This is a genomic window from Marinococcus sp. LNHM5E3-2.1 (assembly GCF_056034365.1).
In genome coordinates this window covers 123346-144431 of sequence record NZ_JBQLIB010000001.1, presented here as the reverse complement: position 1 = coordinate 144431, position 21086 = coordinate 123346, and the positions used below count along the sequence as shown (strand labels likewise).

General features: G+C 46.7%; 22 protein-coding genes. 7 read left to right on the top strand and 15 right to left on the bottom strand.

Annotation, left to right across the window (positions count from 1 at the left end; translation table 11 throughout):
- Positions 1-91 precede the first annotated feature (91 nt).
- The gene (locus tag ACTRXH_RS00755) at positions 92-427 is read right to left on the bottom strand and encodes a metal-sulfur cluster assembly factor (RefSeq protein WP_022794038.1); all 336 of its coding nucleotides are present in this window, start codon (positions 425-427) and stop codon (positions 92-94) included.
- 217 nt (positions 428-644) lie between these two features.
- Between ACTRXH_RS00755 and ACTRXH_RS00750 the strand changes: the two genes are divergently transcribed.
- The gene (locus tag ACTRXH_RS00750; protein ID WP_474262071.1) at positions 645-1031 is read left to right on the top strand and encodes a sulfurtransferase; all 387 of its coding nucleotides are present in this window, start codon (positions 645-647) and stop codon (positions 1029-1031) included.
- A gap of 138 nt (positions 1032-1169) precedes the next feature.
- Here the strand turns inward: ACTRXH_RS00750 and ACTRXH_RS00745 are convergent, their stop codons facing one another.
- The gene (locus tag ACTRXH_RS00745; RefSeq protein ID WP_322527282.1) at positions 1170-1472 is read right to left on the bottom strand and encodes a hypothetical protein; all 303 of its coding nucleotides are present in this window, start codon (positions 1470-1472) and stop codon (positions 1170-1172) included.
- Between the two features lie 250 nt (positions 1473-1722).
- Here ACTRXH_RS00745 and ACTRXH_RS00740 point away from each other — a divergent pair, with 250 nt between their 5' ends.
- Entirely contained in the window at positions 1723-3087 is a 1365-nt protein-coding gene (locus tag ACTRXH_RS00740; RefSeq protein WP_474262077.1) for an alanine/glycine:cation symporter family protein, read from the top strand.
- 48 nt (positions 3088-3135) lie between these two features.
- On the opposite strand, the gene ACTRXH_RS00735 is transcribed toward ACTRXH_RS00740, so the two are convergent.
- Positions 3136-4104: a 2-hydroxyacid dehydrogenase gene (locus ACTRXH_RS00735; RefSeq protein ID WP_474280052.1), complete on the bottom strand. Its 969-nt coding sequence runs from the start codon at positions 4102-4104 to the stop codon at positions 3136-3138.
- 2 nt (positions 4105-4106) lie between these two features.
- The gene (locus ACTRXH_RS00730; protein ID WP_474280050.1) at positions 4107-4952 is read right to left on the bottom strand and encodes a 50S ribosomal protein L11 methyltransferase; all 846 of its coding nucleotides are present in this window, start codon (positions 4950-4952) and stop codon (positions 4107-4109) included.
- 209 nt (positions 4953-5161) lie between these two features.
- Here ACTRXH_RS00730 and fumC point away from each other — a divergent pair, with 209 nt between their 5' ends.
- A complete protein-coding gene (gene fumC, locus ACTRXH_RS00725; protein ID WP_474262068.1) occupies positions 5162-6550 on the top strand; it encodes a class II fumarate hydratase in 1389 nt (462 codons plus the stop codon).
- A 52-nt stretch (positions 6551-6602) separates the two neighbouring features.
- Here fumC and ACTRXH_RS00720 read toward each other — a convergent pair whose 3' ends face one another.
- Positions 6603-7835, bottom strand: coding sequence for a YeeE/YedE family protein (locus ACTRXH_RS00720; protein ID WP_474280048.1), 1233 nt, complete (start codon positions 7833-7835; stop codon positions 6603-6605).
- Between the two features lie 129 nt (positions 7836-7964).
- The gene (locus tag ACTRXH_RS00715) at positions 7965-9077 is read right to left on the bottom strand and encodes an NADH:flavin oxidoreductase (RefSeq protein ID WP_474280046.1); all 1113 of its coding nucleotides are present in this window, start codon (positions 9075-9077) and stop codon (positions 7965-7967) included.
- 206 nt (positions 9078-9283) lie between these two features.
- Between ACTRXH_RS00715 and ACTRXH_RS00710 the strand changes: the two genes are divergently transcribed.
- A complete protein-coding gene (locus ACTRXH_RS00710; RefSeq protein ID WP_474280044.1) occupies positions 9284-10663 on the top strand; it encodes a Glu/Leu/Phe/Val family dehydrogenase in 1380 nt (459 codons plus the stop codon).
- 75 nt (positions 10664-10738) lie between these two features.
- On the opposite strand, the gene ACTRXH_RS00705 is transcribed toward ACTRXH_RS00710, so the two are convergent.
- The 3 genes from ACTRXH_RS00705 to ACTRXH_RS00695 all read right to left on the bottom strand — a co-directional run bounded on the left by ACTRXH_RS00705 (position 10739) and on the right by ACTRXH_RS00695 (position 13745).
- A complete protein-coding gene (locus tag ACTRXH_RS00705; protein WP_474279151.1) occupies positions 10739-11401 on the bottom strand; it encodes a type 1 glutamine amidotransferase domain-containing protein in 663 nt (220 codons plus the stop codon).
- A gap of 281 nt (positions 11402-11682) precedes the next feature.
- Positions 11683-13158, bottom strand: coding sequence for a Na+/H+ antiporter NhaC family protein (locus ACTRXH_RS00700; RefSeq protein WP_474262063.1), 1476 nt, complete (start codon positions 13156-13158; stop codon positions 11683-11685).
- A gap of 164 nt (positions 13159-13322) precedes the next feature.
- Complete coding sequence (locus ACTRXH_RS00695) at positions 13323-13745, bottom strand: universal stress protein (protein ID WP_474262062.1); 423 nt, start codon at positions 13743-13745, stop codon at positions 13323-13325.
- 238 nt (positions 13746-13983) lie between these two features.
- Here ACTRXH_RS00695 and ACTRXH_RS00690 point away from each other — a divergent pair, with 238 nt between their 5' ends.
- Complete coding sequence (locus ACTRXH_RS00690; protein WP_474280041.1) at positions 13984-14451, top strand: NUDIX hydrolase; 468 nt, start codon at positions 13984-13986, stop codon at positions 14449-14451.
- A gap of 36 nt (positions 14452-14487) precedes the next feature.
- Here the strand turns inward: ACTRXH_RS00690 and hemG are convergent, their stop codons facing one another.
- The 3 genes from hemG to ACTRXH_RS00675 all read right to left on the bottom strand — a co-directional run bounded on the left by hemG (position 14488) and on the right by ACTRXH_RS00675 (position 17019).
- Positions 14488-15873, bottom strand: a complete 1386-nt coding sequence (hemG, locus tag ACTRXH_RS00685) for a protoporphyrinogen oxidase (RefSeq protein ID WP_474280039.1) — start codon at positions 15871-15873, stop codon at positions 14488-14490.
- A 261-nt stretch (positions 15874-16134) separates the two neighbouring features.
- Positions 16135-16320: a hypothetical protein gene (locus ACTRXH_RS00680; protein WP_022795241.1), complete on the bottom strand. Its 186-nt coding sequence runs from the start codon at positions 16318-16320 to the stop codon at positions 16135-16137.
- A 144-nt stretch (positions 16321-16464) separates the two neighbouring features.
- On the bottom strand, positions 16465-17019 hold the full coding sequence (locus ACTRXH_RS00675; protein ID WP_022795240.1) for a phosphatidylglycerophosphatase A family protein: 555 nt from the start codon (positions 17017-17019) through the stop codon (positions 16465-16467).
- 127 nt (positions 17020-17146) lie between these two features.
- Here ACTRXH_RS00675 and ACTRXH_RS00670 point away from each other — a divergent pair, with 127 nt between their 5' ends.
- Both ACTRXH_RS00670 and ACTRXH_RS00665 read left to right on the top strand, forming a co-directional pair.
- Positions 17147-17872: an alpha/beta hydrolase gene (locus ACTRXH_RS00670; RefSeq protein WP_474280037.1), complete on the top strand. Its 726-nt coding sequence runs from the start codon at positions 17147-17149 to the stop codon at positions 17870-17872.
- A 19-nt stretch (positions 17873-17891) separates the two neighbouring features.
- Positions 17892-18320 (top strand): GNAT family N-acetyltransferase, encoded by a 429-nt coding sequence (locus tag ACTRXH_RS00665; RefSeq protein ID WP_474262076.1) that lies wholly within the window; start codon positions 17892-17894, stop codon positions 18318-18320.
- A gap of 10 nt (positions 18321-18330) precedes the next feature.
- On the opposite strand, the gene ACTRXH_RS00660 is transcribed toward ACTRXH_RS00665, so the two are convergent.
- The 3 genes from ACTRXH_RS00660 to ptsG form a co-directional block, all read right to left on the bottom strand.
- A complete protein-coding gene (locus ACTRXH_RS00660) occupies positions 18331-18630 on the bottom strand; it encodes an HNH endonuclease (protein ID WP_474280035.1) in 300 nt (99 codons plus the stop codon).
- Between the two features lie 53 nt (positions 18631-18683).
- Positions 18684-18908 (bottom strand): hypothetical protein, encoded by a 225-nt coding sequence (locus ACTRXH_RS00655; RefSeq protein ID WP_474262057.1) that lies wholly within the window; start codon positions 18906-18908, stop codon positions 18684-18686.
- A gap of 98 nt (positions 18909-19006) precedes the next feature.
- Complete coding sequence (ptsG, locus tag ACTRXH_RS00650) at positions 19007-21043, bottom strand: glucose-specific PTS transporter subunit IIBC (RefSeq protein WP_474262056.1); 2037 nt, start codon at positions 21041-21043, stop codon at positions 19007-19009.
- Positions 21044-21086 lie beyond the last annotated feature (43 nt).

Genomic DNA, 21086 nt, shown 5'->3' with positions numbered 1-21086 from the left:
TTTCAACCGAAAATTTTATTTTTTCTGATAAATGAGAATAGTTATAAAGAAAAAAGAAGCCGGCTGGTTTATCCAGCCGGCTTCCCTTTTATCAATCCGGAATACCTAAGGCGATTTTTGCGTAACGGGACATTTTGTCTTTACTCCAAGGTGGATTCCAAACGATGTCCACGTCCACTTCACTGATTTCTCCGTATTCCTTCAAATCATTCATGGCGAAATTAATATCGTTAACGATTGTGCCTGCAAGTGGACAGCCCATTGCGGTCAGAGTCATTTCGATATTCGCCTGTCTGTCGTCATCGACTGTTACTGTATACACAAGTCCCAGGTTTACGATATCAATACCGAGCTCCGGATCAATTACATTTTCCAGTTCCGCCCAAACTCGTTCTTCCAATTCTCTTTTTTCTTCTGTTTCTGGCATGGAAGCTTCACCTCCTACTTTCTGTATTAACCTTATCAAAAATTGCGTTCCCCTGAAACCAATATGCTTGAATTTCATAGGAAGAATTAATAGCATGAAGCTGTTATAGGCAATCATTAATAGGGTAAGTGTAAAAAGCGTAAGCAAAGTTCTTGAATCTGTTCGTAAAAAAATATAGAATATGAATCGCTATAAGAAAGGAATGAGGAGTGCGTTGATGCTTTTTTGGCTTATTATTACTATAGTTGTTATTGTTCTCGTTATGATACCGGCATTTAAACGCTGGATGCCTGTTTTACGCGTTCCTTGTTCTTCCCTTCCTCAAAGTCAGGAGACCACGGCCCACATTCTGGACGTCCGTGAATACCAGGAATCAGACCGTAACCCGATAAACGGTGCATTCGCCCTTCCGTATCCGTATTTAAAAAGACATTTACAGACCGTACCGAAAAAAGAAGTATTTCTCGTAGCTCCTGATAAGGTTTCACGAAATCTCAGCACCCGGCTGCTGTTGAAAAACGGCTTTACCGTGACCGGCTATGCTGTAGTGCGAAGAGGCGAACAGGGCTATCCGCCAGTGAAACTCCCATGCAGCGGTTCATAATATTTACATAAAGCAGGCAGCCGGATTAGCGGCTGCCTGCTTTATGCTTCAGTCTTTTAAACCTTTTTTTCTTATAATTAAAAAACAGTCCAGGCTGTAGAGCCTGGACCGTTATTTACTGATATTTATCATTCTGTCTTACGAAAAACCGTTTAACGGACCGGTTCCAACAAGCGTTACTACGTCTTCATTAGCCACACCTGCATTGTCAAGTGCTTCCACCGATACGAGGCCGTACATGCTTCCTTTATCGGTTTCGAATGTTAAATGCTTCTTTTCGTTATTTTTTAAAGCATCTGTGAAGAAACGCTGATTATCGACTCCGTAGAGCTTCACTTCCCAATCCTCTCCGTTATCATCACGAACCTCTAATTCACCGTCCGTATAATGGAGCTGTTCCTTGTCATCTGTAAAAACTTCGTCTACTTTTAATTTTTTCATTGTCTAGTCCTCCTTCATCCGATTACGTCTACCTATACGAATGCCCGAATCTTTTCTCCCTAAAACATCATATTTTAAATCTTTTATAGAAATTGATGATCTTCTTCTCCAGAATTTTTCATAATTTTTACAAAACATGTACCCAATTTATTATTTTTATAGTAAACTTTTCTAACAAACTGTTCACGTCTTTATAACATCTTATGTACAGTTACATTATGGAAAGGAGTTGTTACATATGTCAGGTTTTATGAACAGTGTTGAAGAATTACTAACCACCATCAGCGGTATTGTGTGGGGCCCGCCATTTTTAATTCTTATTTTGGGAACAGGTATCTTTTTAACAGTTCGTTTAGGATTTTTGCAATTTTCTACTCTTCCTTATGCCTTAAAGCTTGCCTTTTCCAAGCAGGACAAAAAATCAGAGGGGGATATTTCCCATTTCCAATCGCTCATGACCGCTCTGGCAGCCACGGTCGGAACCGGTAACATCGCCGGTGTTGCTACAGCAGTAGTAATTGGCGGCCCTGGCGCAGTCTTCTGGATGTGGATCAGTGCGCTCTTCGGGATGGCTACAAAATACGGAGAAGCTATTCTGGCTGTTAAGTACCGGGTTCAGGATGAACGGGGCCGCATGGCCGGAGGGCCGATGTATTACATAGAAAAAGGGCTCGGATGGAAATGGTTGGCCGTCCTGTTTGCCGTATTTGCTGCGATTGCTGCATTTGGGATCGGCAACACCGTTCAATCCAACTCCGTTGCCGATGTGCTGGACTCCAACTGGAACGTGCCTACCTGGATCACTGGTGTTGTGCTCAGTATTTTAACCGGGGTTGTTATACTTGGCGGCATCAAATCCATTGGCCGGGTAGTTTCATTTATTGTACCAATTATGGCTGTCTTCTATGTCGTCGGTGGCCTGATTGTTATTTTTGGCAACCTGGATCTCGTTCCAGCCGCGGTCGGTTCAATCGTTTCCGATGCATTTACCGGTCAGGCTGCAGCCGGCGGGGCTGTAGGGGTTGTAATTCAGTACGGGGTGGCCCGCGGGGTTTTCTCCAACGAAGCAGGCCTTGGGTCTGCACCAATTGCAGCCGCCGCAGCCCGTACCGACTATCCGGGCCGGCAGGCTCTTGTCTCCATGACCCAGGTTTTTATTGATACAATCATTATCTGTTCCATTACCGGTATTTCTCTTGTGATGGGCCAAAGCTTTGTAAGTGGTGACTTAGACGGGGCACCGCTGACTGCCGCCACATTTGAACACTTTTTAGGACCGGCTGGAAGCATTATTGTTTCTGTAGGGCTGATTTTCTTCGCCTATTCTACTATTTTGGGCTGGTCCTACTACGGAGAACGCTGTATTTATTACCTTTTCAAAACATATAAAGCTGTTTTTGCCTACCGCGTCATTTTCGTTATCGCTGTATTCTTTGGTGCTGTAGTCCAGTTCGGAATTGTCTGGTCGCTTGCAGACACGATGAACGGCTTGATGGCAGCTCCAAACCTGATCGCTCTTCTGGGGCTTTCCGGAGTCATCACCGCGGAAACGGTTCGCTTCCGCAAACGAATGAAGGAAGAAAAAAATGGCACAGCAACCTGGAACAAGTCATAATACAACTAAAGCATCTCGCGCGCCCGTTTCAGGCTCGCGAGATGCTTTTTATTTTCCAGGCACTTCATGCGTTAACGGCAGTCCATGGAGGCCCTGTAAAATATGGTCTGCAGTCATATCCGCCATACGCCGGCGTGTTTTTTCACTGGCACTGCCGATATGCGGGAGTGCCACAACGTTGGACAGGCTGAGAAGCGGATGGTCTGCACTAATAGGTTCGTTCTCAAAGACATCCAGACCGGCGCTGAAAATTTCTCCCTCCCGAAGCGCATTCACCAGTGCCTCCTCATCCACAGTTGTCCCTCTCGAGGTGTTAATAAATACAGCTGTTTTTTTCATTTTACGAAAAGCTTCCGCGTTGATCAGCTTTTCTGTTTCGGGTGTGGCTGGAGCGAGCACGCATATAAAGTCAGCTTCTCCCAAAAGTTCATCCAGCTCAGCGTATAAAGCACCAGTTCGCTCTTCTGCTTCCCGCTTCCGCGAGCGATTATGATAAAGTATGTTCATATCAAAACCACCAGCCCGCTTAGCCACAGCTTCTCCAATACGTCCCATGCCGATAATCCCAAGGGTGGCACCGTAAATATCCTGTCCCGTAAATGCAAACGGCGCCCAGGACCCCCATTCATTTTTCCGGATAGTATCCATGGCTTCCGGCAGCCTCCGAGCTGCGGCCATCAATAAAGCAAAGGTGAGATCCGCGGTTGTTTCTGTCAGTACACCCGGAGTGTGGGCCACTTTAACTTTCTGTTCTTCTGCCGCTTCCAGATCAATGTTATTATATCCCACTGCCATCGTCGCTATTACTTTCAACCGCGGTGCCTGTTCAATAACGTTTCTTGTCACAGGCTCCGATACGGTACAGAATAAACCGTCTGCTTCCGTTGTTCTCCGGACTAATTCCTCTTCCGGCACCGATTCGTTTTTATTCCATACATCCAGCGTAGCTTCCTTTTCAAGCTTTTCCAACAGCCAGTTGGGCATTGGCCTCGTAATAAAAACATGTGGTTTTGTCATTCTCAGCCTCTCCTTTGAAATAATATAGTGTGCCATTCATTCGTCTGTTTGTACCAGGCATCCGTATAATTTTTAACCCAAAATGCTTTTTTCACCCGCTCCACTGACCAGTCCACCAGTCCGGATACTACAACCTGGTGAGGAAGAACCTCTATGGAACCAGCCCGTTCGAGCCAGTGCACCGCAATATCCGCCCCAATATTGATGATGGCTATATCGTATGCTTCGTATGGAAAGACTGGGCCAACTACGTCCTGTTCGTATACCTTAATTCGATTTTCTACTCTGTTTAACGCTGCCTGCTGTTCTATCTCCCGCGTTACCGGCTCCATATCATAGGCATCCACCTGCATGCCTTTTTTTGCAAGAGCAATCGACAGCACCCCGCTTCCCGCGCCAATGTCTGCAGCCCTCAACCCTTCCGTACAGGTGACAATACATTCGAGAGCGTCCCTTGTGGTTTCATGGATGCCTGTCCCAAACGCTCCCTGCGGATCAAGACGTAATTCCCGTTCTCCCTGCTTTTCCTGAAACGGGGGATACACAAGTTCCCATCCGTCTGCCAGTCTGACGTTTTCGTAGGAAGACTCTTTCCACTCCGGTGGCTCCCATTCGTGCAAATCATGTGTGTGTACTTCAAGCATCCGGCTTAACTCTTTTTTAGAAACATTTTCCGTGTAAACATATAGTCTGCTTTTTTCCCCACTGCTGAATTCGTATGTATAACCGTCTTCATCCTTCCTTGTCTCTATGGCTTCATCAATATAAAATGTATAAATATCATGCTCATAGAGCCTCAGGCTCCATGCTTCGTTATTCCCCGACGGGACTTCCAGTGAGTACCACATACCAGCTGCCTCCTTTTCGTAAAAATTATAGCAAAACTACTGTTTATACAACATCTATTTTTCCTGTCTCGTTTCTGTTTGTCTCCCGAGACGATGAAATTGGTATTTCTCCTTTGAAAAGCCTTTCTTTTTTTAAAAATGTTCTTTAATCTAGAGGAAGAGTGCTTACTCTATTACCTTATTGATACTAGTAGGAGGTCGACCTATCGATGGACTATCGCGTAGAAAAAGATACACTTGGAGACATGCACGTACCGAAAGACAAGCATTGGGGCGCGCAGACCCAGCGCAGCCTGGAAAACTTTAAAATCGGCCAGGAAACTATGCCGATCGACGTCGTATATGCGTTCGCCATTTTAAAACGTTCTGCGGCTCTTGCAAACAAACGCCTGGACAAGCTTGAAGCGGAAAAGGCCGACGCTATCGTCGAAGCGTGCGACGAGGTTCTTTCCGGGAAACTCGACGACCATTTTCCGCTCGTGGTCTGGCAGACCGGAAGCGGTACCCAGTCCAATATGAATATGAACGAAGTAGTGGCCCGCCGCGCTTCCCAGCTGCTTGAAGACAAAGGGTCTTCTCTGAGCGTGCATCCAAACGACGATGTCAACCGTTCCCAGAGCTCAAACGATACCTTTCCTACGGCGATGCACGTAGCTGCCGTGCAAAAGGTGGAAGATCAGCTTCTTCCTGCCGTGGAAGCGCTTCGTGCGACCCTGGAGAACAAAATGAATGCATTTGAAAATGTAATTAAAATTGGCCGCACGCATCTTCAGGATGCCACTCCGCTTACGCTCGGCCAGGAGGTCAGTGGCTGGCACCGGATGCTTGAGCGTTCAGCTGAAATGATTACAGAAAGCATTGATCACGTGAAAGACCTTGCAATCGGCGGAACAGCTGTCGGTACAGGCATTAATGCCCACCCAAAATTCGGTGAATATGTAGCCGAAGAAATTAGTGCCTATACCGGCAAATCCTTCCGCTCTGCCCCAAACAAGTTTCACGCCCTTACCAGCCACGATGAAATTTCATATGCGCACGGAGCATTAAAAGCCCTCGCAGCAGACGCCATGAAAATTGCAAACGACGTCCGCTGGCTTGCAAGCGGTCCCCGCTGTGGTATTGGCGAAATTTCCATACCTGCGAATGAACCGGGAAGCTCTATTATGCCTGGAAAGGTAAACCCAACCCAGAGTGAAGCATTGACTATGGTTTCAGCACAGGTAATGGGCAACGATGCTACGATCGGTTTTGCTGCCAGCCAGGGTAATTTTGAACTCAACGTGTTTAAGCCGGTTATTGTTTATAATTTCCTGCAGTCAAGCTACCTGCTCGCTGATGCGCTCGTTTCCTTTAATGATAAATGTGCAGTCGGCATTGAAGAAAATCAGGAACGCATTGATGCTCATCTCCGTAATTCTCTGATGCTCGTCACAGCGCTGAACCCTCACATTGGGTACGAAAACGCGGCTAAAATTGCCAAGTCCGCCCATGCTAACGGACAGACACTGAAGGAAGCCGTGCTTGAAAGCGGCATGTTAAATGAAGAAGAGTTTGAATTGATCGTCGATCCAGCGAAAATGGTTTCCCCAAGTGAATAAATAATGATAAACCAATAGCCTCCCAGGCCAATCACAGCCTGGGAGGCTATTATTATTTATCCGTGCGTTTTCCTTCTTCGTAATGATACAACGGCAGCCGGTGACTGATATAGTAGGCAGTGTACACACCAAGCACGGCCATGAATAGCCATATCCACGCATGGAGGCTGAATGAGGCGATACCGCTAAAATATGCCCCAATGTTGGCACCGAACGAGATACTTGCCCCGTATCCCATCAGCCCTCCCCCAATCAGGGCGATTAAAGCAACCCGAAGAGGGATCCTCGAAAACCGGATTTGTCGGTTCATGGCCAGAGTTACTACAGTGCCCAGGATGACACCGAAATTAATAATGCTCATGGAATCCATCAGCACCGGTTGATGAAGGGCAACAAACTGATCCTGTTCAAACCAGTATGTCCATTCGCTCACGTTCATTCCAAGAGCCTGCGCTATCTTCGATCCCCATAAGGAAAAAGAAGCTGTCAGCTTCCAGGGCTCCCCCTGCACGAGAAAGATGAGGGCATTTAATACTGCCAGAATAACAGCACCCACCCACAGCGGCCAGGAGCCGAAAATAATCCGGCTCCAGCTTGCGGCGGAAGGCAGCGGCGGGAGCGCCGGAGGCCTAGTTCGTTTTTTGTGCACATAAGAGCCAAAAGCAACTAATCCGAGAAAAACAATTTGAATCACCCACGCCCATATGTAACCGATTCCCGTATCCACCGCCAGTGAGACTGGATCAAACGAAGGAAGGAAGGTGTTCCAAAAACCAAAATGGGCTGCACCTGCCACTGCCCCCGTTGTAAATCCGATTAACGTGCAAATTAAAGCGGTCCTGCCACCCTCTGCTTCGTAAAATGAAGATGGGGCAAGGCCGCTGCCTATTTCCATGCCAAAGCCAAAAATGAACGCTCCTGCTATCAATCCAACACTCACAGCGGAAAGCGCCGGTATTGGGACTGTCCCAAACAAAGCCGGACTGATAATAAAAATAGCAGCTGAAAAAGTTGATACGAGAATAAGCATCAGCATGTGAGCCCGCAGCATTTCTGTATTGCCTTTTTCGATAATCTGCCGGTAGACTGCCGAAAAACCGAAGCGGGCGTGGAAAAGGGAAAATCCAAGAAAAAAACCAATCCAGAGCAGAATGACATACTGCCAGCCTGATATCTGGTAAGACACGAGGGAAAGCGCAAGAATGACCAGTAAGCATACTATCGAAACAATATTTTGTGGATTATTTAAAACAGACGTTTCTGCCGCAGTGTTCATTTTTTTCATTAATTTCTCCTGACTGGACCTGTATTAGAACCCTATTCTTCTTTTCCCTTACCTTAATGATTCACACATCTTATAGAAAAAAACTCCCCGGCAGTGGCCGGAGAGTCCATGATTTACTTATAATAGAATTTAATACAGCTCGCTTAATGCGTCTTTGGTGAACGGCACCAGGTCATCCGTTCGGCCCTCCTGCATCTTTTTGGCCCATGCCGGATCCGTTAACAGCGGACGCCCAACTGCGACCAGGTCAAATTCATCGTTTTCGAGCCGGTTGACTAATTCCTGAATATCATCGTTTTCTGCTTTATCAAAGCTTGTGAAAACACCATTCAGCCCTACAGACCCTACCGTTACAGAAGGCTTACCGGTTAAATATTTCGTCCAGCCGGCAAGATTTAATGAAGAACCGTCAAATTCCGGCTCCCAGAAGCGGCGGGTTGAGCAGTGAAAGACGTCTACGCCTGCTTTAGACAGCGGCTCCAGGAACTGGGCCAGTTCGTCTGCCGTGTCTGCAAGCTTTGCTTCAAAGTCAGACATTTTCCACTGCGAAAACCGGAAGAAGATAGGGAAATCTTCACCTACAGCCCGGCGGCATGCTTCGATTACTTCAACGGCAAACCTTGTCCGTTCGACAAAATTTCCGCCGTACTGATCCGTACGCTTATTGGTCTGCTCCCAGAAAAACTGGTCAATCAGATATCCATGGGCGCCGTGGATTTCAATGCCATCAAAGCCAATACGCTTCGCCGCTGCTGCAGCGTCTGCATAAGCCTGCACCAGCTCATCAATTTCTTCCACTGTCAGCGGCTTTGATACAGCTTCCCCGCTTAAAGCTAAACCCGAAGGTCCAATCGGCATAGCCTCAGAGTTCGGCTCTGCTCCTACCGGTCGTGTCATGCCTACGTGCCAGAGCTGGGGAATGATTTTTCCTCCTGCTTCATGCACTGCCTCTACCACCCTTTCCCATCCTTCGAGGGCTTTTTCACCGTAAAAGGCCGGTACACCCGGGTCTTCCACACTCGCAGGGTGATTAATACCGGTTCCTTCTGTCACAATCAGTCCTACATTATTTTCAGCCCGGCGCCGGTAATAGGCTACCACGTCTTCGTTTGGTACGCCTCCCGGCGAAAATCCTCTTGTCATCGGCGCCATTACTGTTCTGTTTTCAAGATGCAGATCTTTTATTTGAAAGGGTTCAAATAAAGGAGCTGCCGCTTGCTGGTTAGATATTTCCTCTGTCATTATTACGACTTCCTTTCTCCTGCCACAAATTATAAGTAGTATCCAAAAATCAGTATGCACGCATCATTTTCCCAAACGCAACTTATCCGCTCAAGGACGATACTTTTTTGGTGTTAATTTCCACGAATCCGTTTGCAGTCTCCTGAAAAGTGGTATTCTGTACTAGAATACTTACATAGGCCCAAATACCTTAAGGAGGACATATCATGTCAGATAAAGCGACAAAAATCATTCAGGAATCGCTCGATGCACTGATGCAGGATGAGAGCTTTCTGCCCGATTACGAAGGCCAGGCTCGTGAAACGGCCTTTTCCTCTCTTATTTCCATCCTTTCTACCCCCAACCATGTACACAAATCGTTTCTTCGTGTTCCTCTTCAAAACGGCGAAGTAGTACGTTTGGAGGCGTACCGTGTCCAGCACAACGACACTATGGGGCCTTACAAAGGCGGTATCCGTTTTCACGAAAGCGTCGATGAAGACGAAGTATCCTCCCTTGCTTCTCTTATGACTATTAAAAATGCCCTCCATGACGTACCATTTGGCGGTGGCAAGGGCGGCATCAGTATTAATCCAAAGGAGTTCAGCAAAAAGGAATTAAACCTCGTTTGCAAAAAATACGTGCAGTACTTCAACGATGTAATTGGGCCGGATAAAGATATCCCCGCTCCCGACGCCGGCTCAGGCGCCAGGGAGATGGACTGGATGATGGCTGAATACAAAAATATTAACCCGGGCATTCCTTACCGTGGAAGCTTCACAGGAAAAAGTGTTAAAAACAGCGGTTCCCTTGGCAGAAGAGAAGCCACCGGGAAAGGAGTTTATTTCACTTTACGATACCTGCTGCATGACTTTCTGAAAAACCGGCGCGACGAATTCCAGACTTCGGAAAATAAATTTTTCAAAACTGCGCTTGAATTTTACGGGCGGCCGCTTTCCATCGCTGTACAGGGCTTCGGAAATGTAGGCTCGGTCACCGCGATGCAGGCATATAACTGCGACTACCTTGATACGAAAGTCGTATCTGTAAGTGACCAGAACGTCACTCTTTACAATGAAGACGGACTCGACGTACCTGCTCTGCTCGATTTTTCCAACGATCATGATGGCGATCTTCCCACCACTGATGAGGAAATCCATGAACTTGGCATTAGCGCTGATGTGCGGGACCGTGACGATGTTCTTTATCTCGAAGTAGATGCTTTATTTTTCGCCGCTCTCGGTGGTGTCATTCATAAAGACAATGTGCAGGACGTTAAAGCCTCTATTCTTATAGAAGGCGCCAACTCTCCTATTACCACCGAAGCCGATGCCATTTTAGCTGAACAGGGTGTCGTCATCATCCCTGACATCCTTGCCAACGCCGGCGGTGTTATCGTATCTTATTCCGAATGGCTGCAGGGACGGGAAACGCTGTATTATTCTGAAGAACAGGTTACAAAGATTTTATACGACAAAATGAAAGAAACGATGGACCGCGTGCTGCCGGAATTTTTCGGCGACCCATTTGCTCTTCGCCAGAACTGCTATATTCATTCCATCATGTCACTCTGTACGATGCTTCATATTCGCGGAAAATTATATTAACACCAGTCTTATATAAACAAAAAGCCCCGGCCTTTCCAACTACGTTGGAGGCCGGGGCTTTTTTTTCAGTCAGCATTAGCTGCCCAGTTTTTGCACGAATTCTTTAGCTACGGCTTCTGTCGATTGCGGATTTTGGCCGGTAATCAGGAAGCCATCGGCTTCCACGTGTTCGGTCCAGTTTGGTGCCGTAACGAATTCGGCTCCAAGCTCACGCAGACGGCTCTCAAGCAGGAACGGCATGTGAGCCGTGAGTCCTGTATCTTCTTCCTCCGCGTCTGTGAAAGCATTTACCCTTTTGCCGGAAACAAGCGGTTCTCCGTTTGAAAGAGTAACGTTAACCAGCGCCGCCGGTCCGTGGCAGACCGAAGCCACGTATTTGTCCGCTTCATAAAATTCACGGATCAGATCCTGGACTTTTTGGCTTTCCGGCAGGTCAAACATCGCTCCGTGCCCTCCAGGAATAAAAATGGCATCAAAATCCGAAGCAGAAACAGTATCCACCTTCACTGTTTCTTCAAGATATTTTTCTGCATCAAGAATTTCCTGGCGCGTTTCCTGCTGCACGCTTCCTTCATCAATTGGCGGCTTACCGCCGTCTACACTTGCGATAGTAACGTTGTAGCCTTTGTTTTGAAATTCAATATATGCTTCCGCAAATTCGGAAAGCCATATGCCTGTTTTTGCTTCATTGTTCACTTTGGAATGACTTGTTACAACCATTAAAACGTTTTTTGCCATGACGATGGTCACCCTTTCCACAATTACTTTCTGATTTAGCACAAAGGAATGTAAAGACGCTTTTCCTCTCTCATCTTTTCAAACATCCTTTAAGCTGTTGCAGAACCTATTCTAACTATATCCGGCAGCCATGCAAAGTAAACTGCTCACGCTCAACCATTCCACTGTAGCAGCTGGGTTCCTGTTAAAAAGATAACCGCGATCCCCATCCAGATGAGAAGTAAAGGAAAATTTTCCTTCAAACAAAAAAAAGCGCACTGCCGAAGCAGCACGCTTTTGGTTTATTCCGAAGGGCGTTCGCGGAGTTCTTCCCCGTTCTTTCCTTCATAGCGGCGCCCCCACCCGGTAATCGCTGCAAGCAGCATGATTAAGACGAGAAACCACCCCTGAAAGACGAAAGGAAATACTGCAGTAGGCTCGACCACCGGCAGCCAGTTGTACTGCTCCTGCATCGTCTGGATCGTAGACCAGCCAAGAAGCACCGGAGCTCCCCACGGGAAAATGTAGCCGAGTGCCGATGTTACCGCATCAAGCAGGTTCGCCCGGCGGTAACGGTGAATCCCGTACTTTTCCCCGATATCCCGGACAAACGGAGCCGCTGCAATTTCTGCAGCCGTGTTAATGGTAATGGAACTGTTCAACAGAGCTACAATTCCCCACATCGACAGCTCTGCCCGGCGTACAGAATTTTTAATCCAGCGAACCAGGCCGTTGGTAATCGCCTGCATAGTTCCGCCGAGTCTCATCAAATAAGCTGCAGCCACAATTAATAATATCAAAATAGCCATATTCACATACCCGGTGATACCATCGATTAACGCCCCTTCGACTACCGCATCTGCTTCAGGGTTAAAACGAATAATATCCGAAAATGAACCCAGACCGGAAATGACGATTAATGGAATGGCAGATACAATTCCCCATGTTAATGAAGTAATTAAATGCTGGCCGGATAATGCCAATATAAGCACGAGCAGAAACGGAAGAAGCATGATCAGACCACCCGGCGAAACGTCTTCCACCACGTTTGCAGAAGAAACGCCGGAGACTGCACCGCCGTCTCCTCCGCCGAAGACTGCAAACAATACTGCACTTGGAATGGCTGCAGCGATCGCGTACTTGAACCGGCTTCTTACTACACCCGGCACATCTGCATTCTGCGTCGTTGCGGAAACGATTGTCGTATCAGAAACCGGCGCAAGATTGTCGCCAAATACTGCACCGGCAAGTATCGCAGCAAACAGCAGTACCGGATCTGCCCCTGTAGCTACGCCGGCTGGAAACATCAGTGTACAAAACGCCACGGTCGTACCGTAGCCGGTGCCGACTGCTGTAGAAAAGACTGCAGCAAGCAGAAATGTTACTGCGGTGAACAGACCGCCTGTCACACCTGTTGCTATCCCTGTCCAGACAAGCCCTTCTACCAAACCTCCTACCTGGAGCACCTGTGCAAACATCCCCGCATAAAACCAGGCCACCATGGCGATGACGCCAATCGGCTGCGCCAGACCGTCAAACAGACCCTGTGCGTAGTCCGCCCACCGGCTTTTACAAAACAGCATGCCAAGGGTCAGTCCGATGACTGCCCCCAGTACCAGCCCAATCTCAGAGGAAAGCTGAAGAACACTGGTAGTAATCGCCCAGACTACGAAAAACAACAACGGCACTGCAGCTCCAAAAGCCCCAAGCCTGAAATCCAAATTTTCGATAGATTTTGCCCCTACGGCTCTCTCTAACTTTTCTTCTTGTTCTGCCATGTGGAAAACTCCTATGTATAATATTTATTCAGCACGAAAACCATTCTACCACTCCTGTGCCTGTTTGTAATGGACAAACGTACGCCTTGAAAAGAATTTTGCAAATAATAATAAAGCTGCCCGCAAAAATGGCAGCTTTTTAACAGTATTTTATTAAGGCACGTTTATTTTACGACAAGCACAGGGTGCCGGATCTGCTCCACAATTTTTCTGCTGACGCTGCCAATAACCATTTTCTGCAACGGATTCAGTCCTCTGCTTCCCACAACAACACAATCAAATTCGTATTCGTTGGCATATTCACTAATAGCCGCTGCCGGATCCCCGTGGAGCACCACTTTTTCTGCTCTTATTCCTTCTGCGCTGAGTCGTTCGACCGCCGGCTGCAGAATTTCTTCTTCATTCTGCTGCTGAATGTATAATTCATGCTCACTCAGCCTGCTCGATTTCGGCTGCGAAGAGGTAGTCGCGTAGACGACCTCCACATAGACTTCGGAAAGCTCCGGCGCAATGCTTTCAATTGCTTTTTCCACCGCACGGGCAGAGTGATCGGAACCGTCTACTGCAATTAACAGTCGTTTAAACATACAAGCATCCCCCTGTTACTTTGCTCTCAATTTCATGCTTTTAATTTACTGTTCCCGATTTTCAGCCAGTTTATACGGCATTTGTCCTGTAATACTGGCTAAATTTATTCACCTCCATGCTTTATTTATTCTTTCACTTTAACATACCATATTTTTACGTATGAATATTGATACTGCTTTTCTCCTATCCATATTTTCATGATATGGTAGAGAAAACACTACAGAGAGGGAGTTTCATGTGGGGTATGTAGAAAACCTAAGGCGGCTCGTTGGAAAAGAAACAGTGATTCTCGTGGGAGCTGTTGTTATTGCAGAAAACGATGAAGGCCGTATTTTGCTGCAGGAAAGAACCAATCCCCCGGGCAGCTGGAGCTTTCCCGGAGGCTTAATGGAGCTCGGGGAGGCTGCCGAAGAAACAGCAGTCCGTGAGACCCTGGAAGAAACAGGTCTTCACGCCCACGGCCTCCGACTGTTTAATGTTTACTCCGGTGAGGGTACGTTTGTGATTGCACCGAACGGTGACCCTTTTTACTGTGTGATTATTGCCTACACCGCTGATCATTTGGAAGGTACTATTCAACCCGATCCCAACGAGTCAGCCTCGGTGGCTTTTTTGGATCCTGCAGCTCTCCCTGAAACAATCGTAGACGGCCAGCAAACGGTTATGAAGGAGTATCTGCGCAGCAGGCGTTCAATTGATATGTAAAGAAGCACGCCTTTTCCGGCTGGAAGAGGCGTGCTTTTAAATACTGTTGTACAGGGCTTCTGCAGTATTTATCCCGTTTTGAATGCAGGCGCCGATACCAACCCCGTAATATGAAGCACCAGCCACGTAAACGCCTGGAAACTTTTCTTTCAGCAGCCTTTCAAGCTCTCCGACAGCTGACTGGTGCCCGATATGATAATTTGGCATCAGCTGTTCCCAGTCTGTCACTTCCAGCCTTACCGGCTCCTGTTCAATATGAAGGCTTTTCTTAAGGTCATTTAGCGCTGTCTGCTTTATCTGCTCTTCTCCTCCTTCCTGCATTCGTTGATACGCAGGCTTGGAGCTTTTGTAAAATAAACGCACCAGCACATTTTCGCCTTTCGAGGTATGAATCCATTTCCGGTTGCTCCATGTGCACGCATTACATTCAAGATCGCTGTTCTCAGAAACGATAAATCCCGTCCCGTCCCGCGGCAGACTGTCCGGCGGCAGGGAAAAACCAGCATATACACTTAAAAGAGACGAACTCTGGAACTCGTTAAATATTTTTGCCATTTCTGCATCCTGCAGTATACGTGCTGCAGTCCGGTGCGGTGCAGCTATAACTACGGCATCTGTCTCCAGGCTTCCTCCGTTGTCGAGCTTCACCTGATACGCTTCATCTTTCTTTTTAATGTGCTCCACCTGTCGTCCAAACAACACCTCTGTTTCGGTTAATTTCGAAAGCAGCGCCTCCGGCAGCGAAGACAAACCATTCCGGAAGGAAATGAATTTTTTCCCTCCCCCCGCTCCGAACGTTTTTTTGTTTTTTGCAATCCCCCGCATAATACTTCCAAAATCGTTTTTATAATCCACGAGGTACGGAAGGGTCGATGCCATGGTAAGTGAGTAAATATCCCCCGAGTACACGCCGGACAAAACCGGTGCAATTTGATTTTTCACCAGTTCACGACCCAGGAAGGATTCGAGGAACTCCCCCACTGAGCTTTCTTTCGTGAAGTTCTTATTCTTTTTTACGTAATCTCCAAGTGCCTGAACCTTTCCTTTCCAGGAAATAAGCGGACTTTTTAAAAGCGACCCTGGTCCCGATGGAATACCAAAGACTGCATCCTTCGGGAGCGGATAAAGCTGATCTTTTACATACAGGTAAGACACCCCGGTGCTGTTATACACCATTTCTTTTTCGAGTCCCACTTCTTTGACTAACGGAAGCACTGCGCTGTGCCTTGCTACAACAGAATCAGCCCCGGTTTCCATAATAAAATCTTCATGATGGACGGTTCGTATTTTACCGCCTGCTTTTTCTTCTTTTTCCACAAGCGTCAATTCAATATTGCTGCCGCTTTCCAATTTCCATTTCTGCAGGTAATACAGAATGGTAAGCCCTGTAATTCCCCCGCCTACTACGGTAATACGTTTCATTCGTCTTCCTCTTTTCTGCATTCTAACAATTTTTTGCTATATCTAAAATTATGCCGCCGTTCTTTATTTGATGCAAATATATATAATAATTTCATGTATTTGTTTACAAATATTTACAATGGGAAAATCAAACGGAAAAACATGGGAAAGAAAGCACCGCATAACTCCTCATAACTAAGAGCCGTTTTACGTCCCGGGACATAAAACGGCTCTTACCTTTTCTTATTTAATCTATTTTTTATAAAGCTGTATGTTTTAGCTTTAAGCTTCATCGTACGTATATCGCACCACATATTTATTGGAGCGCAGCTTTCTTATTTCTACGAGCGGTCCCAGTTCGTATCCGTTGTGCCAGTTTTCTTCAAGCTTTGCTTTGAGGCAGCCGGCCTGAAATTTTGAATGAAAGGTTTTTTTCCAGTATATCCAACGCGGTTTGGTTTCCTGCACTAGAATTTCTACTCCTTTATCATATATTTAAGTTTGCTTTTTCTCTACATATTGTACTCCCAATTGTTTTATTTGTTAAGTACAATGAGTTATCCACACAAAAACCCCGCAGCAAAAAAACTGCGGGGTTACTTATGATTTCTTTCAGCCAATCAACTCTTCATCTTCCCGGTGTTTAATCTGCCTGCTCGTGCGCTCTTCTTCCTTATCACGCATACGGTGTGCAAGACGTGCGGAAGCGCTCGATGCGATGCTTGCGACCAGGTCATCTAAAAACGTGTGCACTTTGTCTTCACTTGTGTCCAATTCGTTAATAATACCATCTTTGGCTTTATCCAAATATCCAAATGTCGTAACGGCTATACTTCCGAACCCAAATACCGAACCAAGCGCCACCGTCTCGTCAATACCAAACAAGCCTTCATCCGTATCAACCAGTGACTGCAGAGGCTCAGACAACTGGTTATTTTCGGCCAGTTTGTCGATTTCCACGCCCACTAAGATAGCATGCTGAATTTCCCTTTTATACAATACAGCATCCACGCTTTCCAGGCAGTCATCCATCGTCAGATTTGGTGCGTATTTTGCCTGCATATTATATACGATATCTGCAATGTCCTGAAGGGAAACTCCGCGCTCCTCGAGCATATCCCTTGCTGCTTTTTCTACTTTTTCACTTGATACTTTTTCTTTAGTCATATTGCTGCCTCCTTTGTCGAGTGCAATCCGGAATACATAAAAGCCCTTAAAATTATGTTACAATAGCTATTGCAACAATAAGGGACTTCACTAATACTATTTCCCTATGAAAGGATTGTGAAACGTCATGGACGGTACCCAGCAGGATGTCACATTTCACAGCGAAATATTGGATCACTCATTTGATTTACGTATCTACACCCCGGATGGATTCACTCCTATGTCTACATATCATTTAATCATCGCCCAGGACGGTAAGGATTACTTCCGGCTCGGCCATTTAGTCCGCTACGCCGAACAGGCGATGGAGGAAGGAGCCCCCGACACGGTAATCGTAGGAGTTCCTTATCCTTCTGTACGTCAGCGCAGAAACTGGTACCATCCCGATGAAGAGGGCCATAATGATTATCTTCAATTTATGGCCTCAGAACTCCTTCCGTTTATGGAAGAAGAGTATCACACTGAACCTTCACCTGAAGCGAGGACGCTGCTTGGCGATTCCCTCGGAGGTACAGTTTCTTTAATGGCTTCTCTTCGCTATCCTAACATTTTTCAGCGGGTTGTGATGCATTCACCGCTTGTTAACGAAACGGTATTCAATGCTCTGAAAAACTCAGAGGACTGGCCTTCCTTTACGTTGTACCATACCATTGGAACTGAAGAACAGGAAGTAGACACGACAGCTGGTACGGTCGAAGATTTTCTGAAACCGAACCGTGATTTGTATGAATATCTTTCTGCCAAAGCATCCCATTATTATTACAAAGAGCTCGAAGGCGGTCATTTATGGAAGGTATGGGAGCAGGACGTGCTTCATTCGCTTGCTTACATGTTTGATATCGAACTGGATTGAGAAAGGACTGCGTTTTATGATTGAAGTATATGAAGTAAGTAACAGACAGCAGCTCGAAGATGCCTTCCGGGTCCGTTTTGACGTTTTCGTCGAGGAACAGAATGTGCCCGAGGAAGAAGAAATTGATGAATTTGAAGAAGAAGCTGTCCATTTCGTCGTATATGACGGCGAACGGGCAATTGGAGCATCCCGGCTCCGGTTTGAAGAAGACTATGCTAAAGCAGAACGTGTATGTATTTATTCTTCCTTCCGCGGGACCGGAAGCGGCCGGCTGCTGATGCAGGCCATGGAATATAAAGCACTGGAAATGGAAAAGCCTGTCATGAAGCTCAATGCACAAAAATATGCTTCCGGGTTTTATCAATCCCTCGGGTACGAAGTCACGTCCGGTGAGTTTATGGATGCCGGCATCCCTCATGTAGAAATGAAAAAGTCGCTTAGCTGGTGAGCATCTCTGCTCACCTTTTTTTCGTTTTCGACCGTCGTACTTTCACCCTTTTTTCTCCCTGCTGCTTTCGTATCCATTTAATAAACCGCCAAATTTTTTCATCGGCCCGCAGCTGTTCAATAGTGTTTAGCCTTACGGCCAGTTCTTTGTTACTGTATAAAGCATGTATCTGCCGGTGACAGGCTTTACACAGCCAGGCAGTTGCCCCGTGTGTCCCTCCTTCATCCTTTGGCACCAGATGGTGCACTGTGCGTTCGACTTCCTCCCGTCCGCAAAGCTCACACGTCCCCACCGATTTTCTCTGTTTCAACCACTTCGCCTCCTAGGCCGTAATAAAAAGAGAACTGCCGGAAGGCAGCTCTCTCAGGCAAGCGTATGAATGCGCCGCCCTTTTTTATTTTCTTCTTCTAAAATACGCTCATACCTTTTTTCGAGTGACCGATAGACGTCCTGCTGCTCACTCGAATATCTTTTCGGCTCTACGGGCTGCACCCGCTGAATACGGCGTACTCCCGGCTTCACCGGCGGCTGTTGACGGTTGGCATAATTAACAGCCGATGCATTAATATATGGAACTACCAGTGCCATGCTCAGACCCTCCTCCACTGTTTACAATGATGGATTGAAGAAAAAATGATCACTAGTATTCTTTACCCTTTTTTCCATATATTAAGCACCGGAAACGGTTATTTAATCGTAATAATACCGTCTTCCTCTGCCCGAACCGTTTTTCCACTCTCTACACTGACAGTATATTCTTTATCCAGATTGGTGAACACTACGGGTGTAGTTGTAGAAGCTGCTTCCTGACGGATTTTCTCAAGGTCAGCTTTAACTAGTACATCTCCCTGCTTCACCTTATCGTTTTCTGTCACAAAGACTTCGAAGCCTTCACCTTTCATATTAACCGTATCCAGACCGATGTGAATGAGAATCTCTGTACCTTCATCGGTCTGCATCCCTACAGCGTGTTTCGTCGGGAACACTGTAGTAATAGTGCCGTCGGCAGGCGCATGAAAGATGCCTTCTTCCGGCACAATTGCAAATCCGTCTCCCATCATTTTTCCGGAAAACACTTCATCCTCCACTTCATCGATACGGATCAGCCGTCCGGAGGCTGGACTTGTAATGGACATGGCCTGGATATCTTCAGCAGAAGCAGTGTTCATTGCAGTAGCAGCCGTTTCTTTTTCTGCTATTGGTTCAGGCGTTTTTCCAGCAATAACGTCCTGCATCTGGGACTTAATCGCATCTGATTTAGGACCAAAAATCGCCTGAACGTTATTGCCGACTTCCATTACTCCGGAAGCGCCCAGTGCTTTAAGCTGATCTTTATTCACTTTATCTTTTTCATTGACTGTGATCCGAAGTCTTGTAATGCAGGCGTCCAGATGCTTTAAGTTTTCCTGACCGCCAAACGCAGCAATGATTTCTCTTGGCAGTTCATCGTCAGAAGCTGCACCAGACATTCCAGCGGCTCCTTCTGTGGCTGCTTCACGCCCCGGGGTCATCAGGTTGAACTTTTGAATAGCAAACCGGAATCCGAAGTAATAAATTAACGCAAAGCATAGTCCCACCGGAATAACGAGCCACCATTCCGTCCGGTTTGGCACGATGCCGAAGAGCATAAAGTCGATAACGCCTCCGGAGAAGGTCATGCCAATTTTGACATCAAGCAGCTGCATAATCATAAATGAAAATCCGGCAAAAATAGCGTGAATCGCAAACAAAAGCGGTGCTACAAACAAGAAGCTGAACTCAAGCGGCTCGGTAATACCTGTCAGAAACGAAGTCAATGCCGCTGAACCCATAATACCTGCGACCATCTTTTTATTTTCCGGACGGGCGCAGTGGTAAATTGCGAGAGCCGCAGCCGGCAGACCGAACATCATGAATGGGAATTTCCCAGTCATGAATGTTCCGGCAGTAAAAGGCACTCCGTCTTTCATCTGTTCAAAGAAAATCCGCTGATCTCCATTGACCGTTTCTCCTGCATCGTTTACATAGCTTCCAAATTCGAACCAGAACGGGGAATAGAAAATGTGATGCAGGCCGAATGGTACGAGTGAACGTTCCATTACGCCGAAAATAAATGCGGAAAGCGTTTGGTTTGATTCTGTCACATAGAGCGACAGGGAATTCAATCCGCTCTGAATCGGGGGCCATGCCAGGGTCAAAGCAGCACCGATAACCAGACCGCCCACAGCGGTAGCAATCGGTACAAATCTTTTCCCTGCGAAAAATCCTAAGTAGGTTGGCAGATTAATATTATAAAAGCGCTGGTACATCACTGCTCCTAATATACCGGCAATTATTCCCCCAAACACCCCTGTCTGAAGTGTGGGAATACCAAGCACTGACGCGTAGCCCGGCTCTTCAAGCATATCTGTATTAACACTTAATAGCACGCTCATCGTAACGTTTATAATCATAAACCCGATCAGTGCTGCAAGAGCTGCTACTCCGTCTCCTGCCAGACCGAGTGCTACACCGACTGCAAATAATACCGCTAAATTATCAAATACTACCCCACCGGCTTCCGACATCAGCTCGGCAATTAATTCTGCTGGAGCAGAAGTCAGAAATGGCAGCAATTCGATCATTTGCTCTTCCTGCATGGCGGTACCGATAGCAAGAAGCAGACCGGCCGCTGGAAGAAGGGCAACCGGAAGCATCAGGGCGCGCCCGATACGTTGAAGTACTCCAAATGACTGTTTCCACATATGTATCTCTCCTAATTATTTTTTGGAAGACTCATCACTGACC